The sequence below is a fragment of the Elusimicrobiota bacterium genome, from assembly GCA_041660925.1.
In the GTDB taxonomy this organism is placed as follows: Bacteria; Elusimicrobiota; Elusimicrobia; order UBA1565; family UBA1565; genus JBAZUV01.
Genome location: JBAZVI010000003.1, coordinates 217,785 through 230,146 on the forward strand (window position 1 = coordinate 217,785; position 12,362 = coordinate 230,146).

A 12,362-nucleotide genomic window follows, 5' to 3' on the forward strand; every position below is an offset into this window, starting at 1 on the left:
TCCGCTCCGTTCCGGGAAGCCGCAAATCAGGTAGAATAGCGCCCGGTCTCGAACTCATATCCGGAGGAACGACCATGAACTCCCTCGTCCGAATCCCCCCCGTCGCCAACGAACCCATCCTCGGCTACGCGCCCGGCAGTCCCGAGCGCTCCGAGCTGAAGGCCAAGCTTAAGGAGATGTCCGCGGCCCAGATCGAGATCCCCATGGAGATCGGCGGCAAGCCGGTCCGCACGGGCAAGCTCGGCGACTGCCGGCCGCCGCACGACCACGCCAAGCTCATCGGCCGCTACCACATGGGCGGGAAGAAGGAGATCAAGGCCGCCATCGACGCCGCCGTGAAGGCCCGCCGCTCCTGGGCCGCCACCCCGTGGAACGAGCGCGCCGCGATCTTCCTGAAGGCCGCCGACCTGCTCGCCGGGCCGTGGCGCTCGACGCTCAACGCCGCCACGATGCTCTGCCAGTCGAAGAACGCCTTCCAAGCCGAGATCGACAGCGCCTGCGAGCTCATCGACTTCTGGCGCTTCAACCCGAACTTCGCCGAGCAGATCTACGCGAACCAGCCTTTCTCTCCGAAGGGGACCTGGAACCGGGTGGAGTACCGGGCGCTCGAAGGATTCATCTACGCCGTCACGCCTTTCAACTTCACCTCCATCGCGGGCAACCTGCCGACCGCCCCGGCCCTCATGGGCAACACCGTGCTCTGGAAGCCGGCGGCGAGCACCGTCTACACGGCCCACTACATCCTGCAGATACTCAAGGCGGCGGGCCTGCCCGACGGAGTCATCAATCTCGTCACCGGCTCCTCCGCCGAGATCAGCGAGCTCGTGCTCAACCACCCGGACTTCGCCGGCATCCACTTCACCGGCTCCACCCCGGTCTTCAACTCCATGTGGGGGACCGTGGGCCGCAACATCGCCAATTACCGGACCTACCCGCGCCTCGTCGGCGAGACGGGCGGCAAGGACTTCGTCGTCGCCCACCGCTCCGCCGACGTCGACGCCCTCGCGGTCGCGCTCGTGCGCGGAGCCTTCGAGTACCAGGGGCAGAAGTGCTCGGCCGCCTCGCGCGCCTACGTCCCGGACAACCTCTGGCCCAAGCTCCGCAAGCGCGTCGGCGAGGAGCTCGAGGCGCTCAAGATGGGCGGCGTCGAGGACTTCCAGAACTTCGTCAACGCCGTCATCGACAAGCGGGCCTTCGAGAGCATCACGGGCTACATCGCCGAGGCCAAGCCCTCCAAGGGCGGACGCATCCTCTTCGGCGGCAAGTCCGACGCCTCGAAGGGCTACTTCATCGAGCCCACGGTCATCCTCGCGGCCAAGCCGGACTTCAAGACGATGTGCGAGGAGATCTTCGGGCCCGTCCTCACCGTCTATGTCTACCCCGAGAAGAAGTACGACGAGACCCTGCGCCTCTGCGACCGCACCTCGCCCTACGCCCTCACCGGCGCGGTGTTCGCGCAGGAGCGCGCGGCGCTCTCACGGGCGACGGACCTGTTGAGCAACGCGGCCGGCAACTTCTACCTCAACGACAAGCCGACCGGTGCGGTGGTCAACCAGCAGCCCTTCGGCGGCGCGCGCTCCTCGGGCACCAACGACAAGGCGGGCAGCTTCCTCAACCTCGTGCGCTGGACCTCGGCGCGGACCATCAAGGAGACCTTCGTCCCTCCGACCTCCGTCCCCTATCCGTTCATGGCCGCCAGCTGAGGGGGGCCGGAGCCCCCCCCTCACCCCTTGTGCCCCTCTCCCGGCGTGGCGGGAGAGGGGGCGCGGGGGTGAGGGGGCGGGGCTTGAGGCTTCCGATTCGACGATGATGCCCCGCCGCCCCTGGTACGAAGACGCCGTCTTCTACGAGCTCCGCGTCCGCTCTTTCGCCGACGGCAGCGGCGGCGGCGTCGGCGACTTCGCCGGCCTGCGCCGCGCCCTCCCGTACCTCGAGCGCCTCGGCGTCGACGCGCTCTGGCTGACCCCCATCCACCCCTCTCCTTTGAAGGACGACGGCTACGACGTCTCCGACTTCTTCGCGGTCCACCCCGACCACGGAACGCTCGAGGACTTCAAGGCCTTCCTGCGCGAGGCGCACCGGCGCGGTCTGAAGGTCCTGCTCGACCTCGTCCTCAACCACGTCTCCGACCGGCATCCCTGGTTCGAGGACGCGCGCCGCCCCGGCTCGCCGCGCCGGGACTGGTTCGTCTGGAGCCCGACGAAGGACCGCTACCGGAAGGCCCCGGTCATCTTCAAGGATTCCGAGCCCTCCAACTGGACCTGGGACGCGCGCGCGGGCGCCTTCTACTGGCACCGCTTCTATGCCTCCCAGCCCGACCTGAACTACGCGAACCCGCAGGTGCTCCGCGCGATGCTCTCCGTCGCCGACTTCTGGCTCGCGCTCGGCGTCGACGGCTTCCGTCTGGACGCCGTCCCCTATCTCTGCGAGCGCGAGGGCACCGAGTGCCGCGGGCTGCCGGAGACGCATGCCGTCCTGCGCGCGCTGCGGCGGCACGTGGACCGGAAGTGGCCGGGGACCGTGCTCCTCGCCGAGGCCTCGGGCCCCGCGCGAACGGTCGCTTCCTACATGGCCGGCGGCCGCGAGTGCCACATGGCCTTCGACTTCGAGCGGACCGCACGGCTCTATCTCGCCCTCGCCGACGGCGACGCCCGCGGCCTGCGCCGCTGCGTCGAGGCCTCCCCCCGCCTCGCACCGGGCTGCCGCTGGGGGGTCTTCCTGCGCAACCACGACGAGCTCGCCCTCGGTCTCCTCGCGCCGGCGGAGCGCGCCCGGATGCTCGCGCGCTATGCGCCCGAGCCGGGACAGCGCCTGCACGGGCACATCGTCCGCCGCCTCGCGGACCTGCTCGGGCGCGGCCAGGGGCCGCTCCTCGCCCACGCGCTCCTGCTCTCCCTGCCCGGGACCCCGGTGCTCTACTACGGCGACGAGCTCGGCATGGAGGGCGACGCCTCCCTTCCCGACCGCTTCAGCCAGCGCACGCCGATGGACTGGCGCGCCGCGAAGCGCCAGGCGGCGGACCCGCGCTCGCTGCTGCGCTCGGTCTCGCGCCTGCTCTCCCTGCGCCGCGCGCATCCGGCCCTGGCGCGCGGGGCCTGCCGCTTCCTCGACGCAGGGGACGAGGGCGTCCTCGCCTTCGCGCGCGAGCTGCCCGGCGAGCGGATCCTCGTCGCCGCCAATCTCTCCGGCCGCCGCGTCCGCGTCCGTCTGCGCGGCCGCCTGCCGGGACATGCCGTGGACCTTTCGACGGGACGCACCGTGCCGACGCGGACGCTGGAGCTCGGTCCGCGCGGATTCGTCTGGATGAGGTCATCGAAATGACGGAAGAACTGAACGCCAAAGTCGTCGGGAAGCAGGAGTTCGCGCCGGGCAACTTCGTGCTCCGCGTCGCCCCCGTGGGCTGGGAACTCCCCGAGTTCAAGCCGGGCCAGTACACGGTGCTCGGCCTGCCGGGTTCGGCGCCGCGCGCGCCGTTCTCCGACGCCGAGGACCCCGTCCCCGACCCCGACAAGCTCATCCGCCGCGCCTACTCCGTCGCCTCCCCCTCCCCGACACGGGAGTACGCCGAGTTCTACGTCGCCATGGTCCGCTCGGGCGCGCTCACCCCGCGACTCTACGCGCTCAACATCGGCGACAAGGTCTGGCTCGGCAAGAAGTTCACCGGCCTCATGACCTTGGAGGAGGTCCCCGCCGACGCCAACGTCGTGCTCATCGCGACCGGCACGGGTCTGGCCCCCTACATGTCCATGATCCGCACCCTCGTGCTGACCAAGGGCTTCGACCGCCACTACGCGGTCATCCACGGCGCCAAGCACTCCTGGGACCTGGGCTACCGCTCCGAGCTCGAGACCATGGAGCGCATGACGCACAAGCTCGCGTACCTGCCCGTCATCAGCCAGCCCTCCGAGGAGCACATGTCGTGGAGCGGGGCGACCGGCTTCGTCGAGGACGCCTGGAAGAGCGGCGCGCTCGAGAAGGCGTGGAAGCAGAGGCCGGCGCCGGGGAACACGCACGTCTTCCTCTGCGGAAACCCGATGATGATCCAGTCGGCGTTCTCCTTCCTCGGGGCGGAGGGCTTCAAGGAGCACTCGCGTCGGGAAGCCGGTCAGATCCACGTCGAGAAATACTGGTAGACCTCCGCGGGGTCAGACGTTAACTTTTGCAACTTATTATCCGACGCCCTGTCGCGGCATCCGGCGATCGGAGAGGGCTTCGGCGCTTCTGCGTCCGGGAATAAGTTTCATAAGTTATGGTGCCTGACGCCGTGGGATGCGCAGCAAATGCAGGGCTCACACTATGGGATACGATCCACATTCGGAGAAGTTCCATCTCGCGAAGGGCGGTCTGATGACATGAGGACTGAAAGGAGCGCGACGGCGGCGGGGCTCGGGGCGCTGCTCCTGTGGTCCACCTCCATCGCGCTCATGCGCGGCATGAGCGAGCGCAGCGGTCTCCTGACCGGGCCCATGTGCGCGTCCCTGCTCGGCGGCGTCGTCGGTCTTCTCTGGGCGCTCGCGCGGGGGACCTCCCCTGCGCGCATGCTGGGGCTCGGCCGCCGCTACCTGCTCGGCTGCGGCGTCCTCTTCGTGCTCTGCAACGTGACTCTCTACCTCGCCATCGGGGCCTGCCGCGACCGCGCGCAGACCCTGGTCGTCGGCCTCGTCAATTATCTGTGGCCCTCGCTGACCGTGGCGCTCTCGGTCCCGCTGCTCGGGCGCCGGGCGCGCGCCGGGCTCCCGTTCGGGCTCGCGGCCGCCGTGGCCGGCACCGCGCTCGCGGTCCTTGGGGGCGGGGCGCTCGCGGGCGCCGACAACGCCTTCTGGGCCACGCCGCGCGGGCTTTTCGCGCTCGCCATGGCCGCCGCCGCCGCGCTCACCTGGGGACTCTACTCCAACCTCGCGCGCCGCTGGGGCGACCCGGAGCGCGGCGCGGTGCCGCTCTTCGCGCTGGCCACCGCGGGAGCGCTCGGCTTCCTGCTGCTCCTGCGGCCGGAGACCGTGGTCTGGAGCGCGCGGGGGGCCGCCGAGGTCGCCGTCATGGGCGTCGCCTCTCTGGCCGGCGCATACGCGCTCTGGGACCTCGGCATGCGGCGCGGCGACCATGCTCTTCTGGGGGTGGCCAGCTACTTCGTCCCGGTGGCCTCCACCGCCGTCTCGGCCCTCTACCTGGGGGTGCGGCCGGGCTGGAACGTTCTCGCCGGCTGCGCGCTCGTGGTGCTTGGTGCCTGGCTTTCGAAGAGCGCATTGCTCGAGTCCTGAGACACAGCTAAAAGAACGGGTGCCAGACACCGGAGGGGTCGCTTTTCATGGCTCCTTTCGGTCGGATAACTGCTATTCTGGATGAGGACGGGGAAGGATTGCCGCGCGCCGTTCTTTCCCCCAGCGGATGACTCCTTCTAACGCAGCCCTTCCCGACATCATCGTAGGCGGAATGGGCATCGACGTGTCCAGCGTCGAGCTCGTTTCGACCGTCGCCAATCACCCCTCCGGCCGCTGTTCCGGCAGCCTCTCCGCCACGGCCCTCCCCGAGGTGTACGCGCGCATCCTTCAGCTCGGCGACCCTGAAGGAAAGGTGCGCGAAGCCTTCGAGGCCTGCGGTCGCGCCGCGCCCGCGCTCGCCGCCGAGATCGACGCGCTCTACCGGCGCTTCCACATCGCCGGCGGCAAGGCCGCCGACGCCTTCTTCCGCGGGCCCTCCATGGCGGGGATGACCCCTCCGCGCGACGTCCAGATCCTGACGGTGGCCGCGACCTTCGCGCACGTCTGGCGCGCGAAGAAGGCCGCGCCCGGCCGGCCCATCGGCATCAACTTCCTTCGAAAGATCGACCGCATCCTCCTTTTCGGCATCTACGGCGCCATGCTCGGCCGCGCCGACTGGATCGTCATGGGCGCCGGCGACCCCGGCGACATCCCGGCCATCATGAACGCCTTCGCCCGCCACGAGCCCGCCGAGCTCGCCGTGCCCGTCGCCGCCGTCCCGCGCGGCACGCATCGCATCCGCTTCGACCCCAAAGACCTCGTCGGGAACATGGCGCCGCCGCCGCGTCCCGCCTTCTACGCCATCGTGAGCTCGCACCTGCAGGCGCGCGCGCTGGCGCTCTCGGCCGAGAAGCGGCCCGAGGGCTTCGTCATCGAGGGCCCCACCGCGGGCGGGCACAACGCCCCCCCCGTGAAGGGCGGACGCGACGCGCGCGGCTATTGCGTCTACGGGCCCGAGGACGACGCCGACCTCTCGGCCGTCGCGGCCCTCGGCCTTCCCTTCTGGATCGGCGGCTCCTGCGGCTACCCCGAGTGCCTCAAGGGCATGGGGCCGTGGCATCGGCGCATCCAGGTCGGCACGCTCTTCGCGCTCTCGAAGGAATCGGGGATGGCGCCGGAAGTGCGCCATCAGGTCCTCGAACTCATCTGGAAGCGCAGACTCGAGGTGGCGACGATGGCCAACGCCTCCCCCAGCATGTACCCCTTCAAGGTCGCGCTCGCGCCGGGCACCCTCGGCGACGACACCGTCTACGCCGCGCGCAAGCGCGTCTGCGACGTGGGCCACCTGCGCAGCTGGCGCTTCCACGGCGACGAGCTCGTCGGCCTCTGCCCGGCCAACGATCCCGAGCGCTACACCGGTTCCGGCGGGCCCGCCTGGCGCACGAAGGGCTCCATGTGCCTCTGCAACGGCCTGCTCGCCGCCCGCGGCCTGAGTCTCGAGGGCGAGACGCCCGTCGTCACGCTCGGAGACATCGGCTCGGTGCGCATCCTGCAGAACCGTCTGCGGCGCATCGAGTACACCGCCTCCGAAGCCGTCGACTACCTCCTGTCCTAGTCGGGGATTCCTTCAGTCGAGATCGTTGCCGTGCACCGTTCCAGCGGGCGGGTGGGCGGTGGCGCCTGGCAGCAGGTTCGGCTCGGAGAACGTCGAAAGACCGAACCGGCTGCCGCCGGATCCTCGTCCTAAGCTGTCATGGGCCGATCCAGGAGGAGTTCGATGAGCTTATCGAAGGACTATTTCCGGCGTTCGATCCTGCTCGCGGCGTTCCTCGCCGTCGCCGCGCCCGCCGGCACGCCGCTCGCCGAGCCGGGCAAGCGCGCCGCGCCGGCGCCCGTCGTGCTGAGCGCGTACGACCGCATCCAGTACGCGGCGGACACCGGCGAGCTGACGCGCAAGGAGGCCGTCCTGCTGACGGCCGAGCTCCTCTTCATCCCCTCCCTCATCCCCAAGGATTCCAAGTTCGCCCTCAAGGCGGGCGACGTCCTGACGCGTGAAGAGGGGGCGACCGGATTCTACAAGGACGTTCACCGGGTCTTCGCCCAGCTCGACGCGCAGGAGCGCCGCTTCCTGAGGGGCCTCAGTCCTTCCCTGGAAGCCATCATCTCGACGAAGGAACAGGAAGAGAAGGCCGCGCGGAAGAAGTAGCTCCACCCTCCCCGCCCACCGCGGCGGTGCGCGGCGGCTTTCCTAGTCGACGACGCTGAAGAGGTCTTCGGGCTGCGCCTGGAGGAGGCCGTCGGCGGCGAGGCGGTCGTACTGCGCGAGGAGGCCGGCGAAGAAGTCCCGGCCGACGAGGCGGATGTCCATCTTCGGCGCCTTGCCCCGGTACTTGTTGAGCGCGATGAGCCGGGTCGCTTCCTTGAGCGCGTCGGGGCCGGGCGTCACGACGTAGGCGTCCCCTTCCCGGCGGACGGAGCTTCCCCCCGCCGCTTTGCGCTTCGCGGGCGCGATCTTGAGCGGCGTCCCGACCAGGGCGAGGATCTCGTCGGCCGAGTCGACGACCGAGAAGAGCTCCTCGGGGCGGTGCGCGAGCAGGCCCTGCGCGTGGGCCCGTGCATACTGCTCGCTCAAGCCGCGGTAGTACTCCTTGCCGACGAGGATGATGCGCTTGGGCGCGGCGCCGAGGTCGTTGCCGTCGATGAGCGCCGAGACCTCCTCGAGCGACGAGGCGCCGCCGGGGAACAGGAGGAAGTGGTCCGAGGCCTTCGCGAACTGCCCGACGCGGGCGCTCTCGGACTCGGCGGTGCCGATGGCGCGGGAGCGGACGATGTCCTCGTCGCCCCAGGTCGGGATGCGGACGATGGCGAGGTTCTCCCCCGGCACGACGCCCTCGCGCGGCTTCTCCTGGGAGCCGACGGCCGCGGCCTCGAAGGCCGCGCCCATGACGCCGGCGTTCCCGCAGCCGGAGAGGATGTTGTAGCCGCGGGCGATGAGCTCGGCGGCCACCTTCGCCGCGACGGCCATGGCGGCGAGGATCTTCTCGTCGGTGCGCGAGCTGCCCAGCACGGTCACGGTCATCGCGCGCGAGGCGTGCGCTGCGTAGCGCTCGTCGAAGGCCGGGATGTCGGCGAAGGTCTTGGGGCGGGGCGCGTCCACGGAGGGCCTCCAGGCGCCGGTCTTCCAGGCGGCCTTCACGCGGTCGGCGGCGGCCCACCACGCGTCGAGCGATTCCCAGCGGCCGGTCTTCGCGTCTTTCTCGACGGGGACCGAGAGGGTCTCCACGGCGAAGCGCGGGTCTGCGAGCGAGCCGCCCAGCTCGGCCAGGTCCCAGACGAGCTCCTTCTCTCGGATGCGGTCCCAAGCCCGCCAGCCGGTCCAGATGTAGGCGCGGTTCTCCATCACGCGCAGGTATTCGTCCGTGTCCGCCGGGCGGCCGAGGATGTCCTTCGGGCGCTTCGCGATGAGCGCTTTGTTCAGCGGCAGGCGCATCTTCACGAGGGTCAGCGTGCGCGGGGTGGCCCAGGAGATCTGGCGGGTGAGGTAGCTGAGGGCCGTCTTGGGGTCGAGCGTCGTGAAGATATGGGAGCCGAAGCGGCCCGCTTCGTCGGGCTCGGCGTAGTCGTCGTAGTGCATGTCGCCCATCGTGCCCGAGGCCTTGGCCGAGTTCAGGCCGCCGCGCAGGCCGCGATAGACCGTCACGTAGGGTTCGCCGTCGACGTATTCGATGCGGGTCGGGGAGAAGGGGAGGAGGAAGCGGAGGGAGGGGCCGGCGGGCGTCTTGAGAGCGGCCTGTTCGGGCGGCGCGGGTCCGGATCTCGACGCGCCCTTGCGCATCAGAAGGCCGATCGTGAGCGCGGCGAGCGCGCTGACCGCGACGTTGACGCCGAAGAGGATGGCCGGCATCGTGAGCACGGCGCCCACGGCAGGGAAGAGGCGCGAGGCGCTCACGGCCATGAAGATGGGCAGCATCGCGGCGATGCTCGCCGTCATCATCCACTTCGAGAGGTTGCGGTACTTGTCCTGGGGGAGCTTCTCGGAGTAGTAGGTCATCCACTTGTTCGAGTTGATGGTGATGAGCCCGCCCAGGAGCCCCGCCAGCGCGAAGGTGAGCATCGGCAGTTGGAGGAAGGTGGACCAGACGAAGGCGGTCGCCGCGAGCGCGCCGAGCACGGTCCAGCCCTTGCGGCCCAGCGCCTTCTCGGGCAGGAAGGCGAGGGTGGCGAGCAGGCCCGCGAGCCAGCTCCCCCCGTCGTAGAGTCCGATCATCGTCCCGGCGGCCGAGGGCGCCGAGAACACGCTCAGCGCCAGCACCGTCGCGAGCACGCCGTAGACCATGAAGTGCATGAAGCGGAAGAAGGCGTAGGGCAGGTACTCCCCCCAGGAGAGCCGGGAGCCTTCCTGCGCCGAAGGCTTCGACTCGGCCCCCTCCTTGGGCGCGGGAGCGGGCTTCGTCCAGGGCTCCTTGAACTTGAGGGAGGCGTAAAGAGCCGTCGAGAGGCCGATGCCGATGCTCGAGACCACCATCATCGCCGGTCCGCCCAGGAGGTTGAGCAGCGGCACCGCGGCGAAGAGGGCCATGACGATGCAGGCGACCTCGACCCACTGGTAGGCGTAGTTGAGGCCGAGCTCGAGCTTCGCGGGGTTCTGGTTGCCGATGATCATGCGCGGAAGGAGGTTCTCGGCGACGCCGCGGTTGACGCCGTAGACGAGGCCGCCGACGATGGAGTTGGCGAGGAAGAGCCCGAACATCACGGCGTTCGTCGCTCCGAGCGCCGCGGCGATGGGGATGGGGAGGCCGGAGACGGCGAGCGCGAGGATGGCGGCGACGTTGACCCACTTCGGGTTGAAGCGGGCCATGAAGGCCGAGCCCATCCAGGCGCCGGCGACGCGCATGACGTAGCCGATGCCCGCGATCATGAGCGCGGCGGGCAGGCCGAAGAGCGATGCGGTGAACAGCGGCAGGGCCACCGCCTGCACCTCCTGCGCCATCGCGTTGACGGTCCAGGCCGGGACGAACCCGAGGTGGAAGGAGCGCGGCAGCATGCGCAGGCGGCCGAGGGCGCCCGCGCGCTGGAAGTCGATGCGGTCGACCCAGTCCTCGGCGAGGGTGCGGCCCTCGCTCGAATCGTGGCCGTAGAGTCCGTCCTGGACGACGATCCGGCCGTTCTCCGTATCGATCTCGAAGCGCACGCCCTTGAGGAGCTCGTAGAGGCGGTCGCGCGCGGAGGCCTCGTCCTTGCCGCGGACGGTGATGTTGCCGAGGAGGTCGCCCTCGCCGACCTTGGCGCCCGGCTGGAGGAAGAGCTCGGAGAGGAAGACGGCTCCCCCCTCCTTCGGGAGGCCCTGCACGCTCTTGAGCGTGCCGGCGGCCTTCGCGATGAAGAAGCGGTGCTGGAGGAGGACCGGCTCGCCGCGCGGCTCGGGGCGGCTCTCGAGCGAGAAGGCCGCGAGCAGGCCCTCGCGCATGACGTCCACCCCGTAGGATTCCTTGAGGCTCGCCCAGATGTCGGCGCCGCCCATGCGGGCGTTGATCTCGACGATGGGCGCGGCGAGCTTCCCGCCCACCAGCGTGAGGATGGCCTCGACGTGCGCGTTGCCGGTCTTGAGGCCGACGGCGTCGAGGGACTTGAGGGCCTGGGCGCGGGCGAGCTCTTCCATCTCCTTCGGCAGCCGCAGGCCGTAGGTCGTGCCGCGCTCCTGGTTCCCGAGGGCGGGCGGGTTGTAGCTCACGGAGGTGAAGACGGCCTTGCCTTCGCGCACGACGACCTCGACATCGGTCATGAGCCCGTCGGGGATCTGCGCCTCGAAGAGCACCGGGGGCTTCTCGTCGACCTGCTTGCTGCGGGCCTTGCGCGGGTCCGTGCGGGCGAGCTCGTCGATCTTCCCCTCGATGTCGCGGAAGGCGGCCTCGGCGGCCTCCGGGCTGTCGATGTCCAGCGTCACGCCCCAGCCGCCGCCGCCCGAGTCGGGCTTGGCCACGGCCTTCTCGAAGCCGGCGGCCTTGATCTTCTTGAAGGCCTCGCGGGCCTCGGCCGCGCTGTGCGCCTGGAAGGCGGGCAGGTGGAGGCTCGGGTCGCCGTAGGCGTTCATGAGTTCGCGGGCCCGGATCTTCGAATGCGCGGCGCTCACGGCCTCCGGCGAGAAGCCGGGGACCCCGAGCCCCTCGGCCAGTTCGGCCTCGAGCTGGGCGTAGGCGTTGAGGTAGGTCTTCACCGCGTCGATGCGGCGGGTCTTCGCGATGCCCTTCGCCTGCTCCACGATCGCGCGCAGGTTGTCGGCGGAGTGGCCGCCGACGTCGGCGGAGTAGTAGTTGCCGGGGAGGATCCCCTTCGAGACGGCGAAGTCCTTCTGGTCCGGGTAGCCGAGGACGAGGAGCTCGAAGCCGAGCTCTTTCGAGAGCGCCGCCATGTGCTCGTAGAGGTAGTCGCGGCCGCCGACCTTGGAGACGACGTAGAGCAAGGATTTCCCCGCGAGCGGCTTGTCCGCGGGCAAGGCCGGGGACAGCGAGGAGCGCTTCCGCCCGTTCGTGCCCGAGACATCGAGGACAGGCTCTTCGGTGGAGCCTGTCCTTCCGCGGCCTTCGAAGAGAAGTCCGGTCGCCGCGCGGGTCTTCTCCGTCCCCGCGCCGGGCTCGGCGAGGGTCTCGGAGACCTCGGTCTGGCCGGTCTTCGTCGTTTCAAGGACGGAGACCGGAGCCTTCTTGTCGGAGGAGGCCTTGGCGGGAAGGATCGCGTCCTTCGCCGGGAGCGGGAGGGACTTCGATGCTTCGGCTGCCGGGATGATCGCGGCGTTCGCGGCCGGGGTCTTGAGGGTCGCAGCGGCCGCGGCGCTCTGGACCGTCGGCTGGACGGAGGGCGGGGTCGGGAGGGCGAGCCCGTTGGTGAGCGGCGCGATGTTCGGAGCCGCGAGCGGTGCGAGCTGGACCGACGGCGCGACCGCGGTCGGTACGACGGGGGTCCCCGCGGTCGTCGCCGATTGGGCGGAGCTGGCCGCGGCCTGACAGAACGCCTCCCCTGATAAGGAAAGGACCAGGCAGGCCGAGAGGAGCGCGGCGAAGCCCTTCTTCAGTTCACGCACGATATGAAGGATAGCCCCCCGCCCGGATTCCAGCAAGGGGTCGAAGGGGCAGGGAGCATGGGCCATAGGGTCTATGCATAAACGTT

7 protein-coding genes are annotated in these 12,362 nt (G+C 70.0%); 6 read left to right on the plus strand and 1 reads right to left on the minus strand.

Features of this window, described 5'->3' with window-relative positions:
• Positions 1 to 74: 74 nt before the first annotated feature.
• The 6 genes from pruA to WC969_06115 all read left to right on the plus strand — a co-directional run bounded on the left by pruA (position 75) and on the right by WC969_06115 (position 7,404).
• A complete protein-coding gene (gene pruA, locus WC969_06090) occupies positions 75 to 1,703 on the plus strand; it encodes an L-glutamate gamma-semialdehyde dehydrogenase (protein MFA6029401.1) in 1,629 nt (542 codons plus the stop codon).
• A gap of 103 nt (positions 1,704 to 1,806) precedes the next feature.
• Entirely contained in the window at positions 1,807 to 3,321 is a 1,515-nt protein-coding gene (locus tag WC969_06095; GenBank protein ID MFA6029402.1) for an alpha-amylase family glycosyl hydrolase, read from the plus strand.
• Entirely contained in the window at positions 3,318 to 4,133 is an 816-nt protein-coding gene (locus tag WC969_06100; GenBank protein ID MFA6029403.1) for a ferredoxin--NADP reductase, read from the plus strand. The genes WC969_06095 and WC969_06100 overlap by 4 nt, the downstream gene beginning before the upstream one ends.
• A gap of 219 nt (positions 4,134 to 4,352) precedes the next feature.
• Complete coding sequence (locus WC969_06105) at positions 4,353 to 5,258, plus strand: EamA family transporter (GenBank protein MFA6029404.1); 906 nt, start codon at positions 4,353 to 4,355, stop codon at positions 5,256 to 5,258.
• A 172-nt stretch (positions 5,259 to 5,430) separates the two neighbouring features.
• A complete protein-coding gene (locus WC969_06110; GenBank protein MFA6029405.1) occupies positions 5,431 to 6,813 on the plus strand; it encodes a nitronate monooxygenase in 1,383 nt (460 codons plus the stop codon).
• A 162-nt stretch (positions 6,814 to 6,975) separates the two neighbouring features.
• Complete coding sequence (locus WC969_06115) at positions 6,976 to 7,404, plus strand: hypothetical protein (GenBank protein ID MFA6029406.1); 429 nt, start codon at positions 6,976 to 6,978, stop codon at positions 7,402 to 7,404.
• A 42-nt stretch (positions 7,405 to 7,446) separates the two neighbouring features.
• Here the strand turns inward: WC969_06115 and WC969_06120 are convergent, their stop codons facing one another.
• Positions 7,447 to 12,276 (minus strand): LOG family protein, encoded by a 4,830-nt coding sequence (locus WC969_06120; protein MFA6029407.1) that lies wholly within the window; start codon positions 12,274 to 12,276, stop codon positions 7,447 to 7,449.
• Between the last annotated feature and the right edge of the window lie 86 nt (positions 12,277 to 12,362).

Bases quoted from the DNA above. Each gene is read 5' to 3' on its own strand.
- pruA (MFA6029401.1), top strand. From the start codon at position 75: ATGAACTCCCTCGTCCGAATCCCCCCCGTCGCCAACGAACCCATCCTC.
- WC969_06095 (MFA6029402.1), top strand. From the start codon at position 1,807: ATGATGCCCCGCCGCCCCTGGTACGAAGACGCCGTCTTCTACGAGCTC.
- WC969_06100 (MFA6029403.1), top strand. From the start codon at position 3,318: ATGACGGAAGAACTGAACGCCAAAGTCGTCGGGAAGCAGGAGTTCGCG.
- WC969_06105 (MFA6029404.1), top strand. From the start codon at position 4,353: ATGAGGACTGAAAGGAGCGCGACGGCGGCGGGGCTCGGGGCGCTGCTC.
- WC969_06110 (MFA6029405.1), top strand. From the start codon at position 5,431: ATGGGCATCGACGTGTCCAGCGTCGAGCTCGTTTCGACCGTCGCCAAT.
- WC969_06115 (MFA6029406.1), top strand. From the start codon at position 6,976: ATGAGCTTATCGAAGGACTATTTCCGGCGTTCGATCCTGCTCGCGGCG.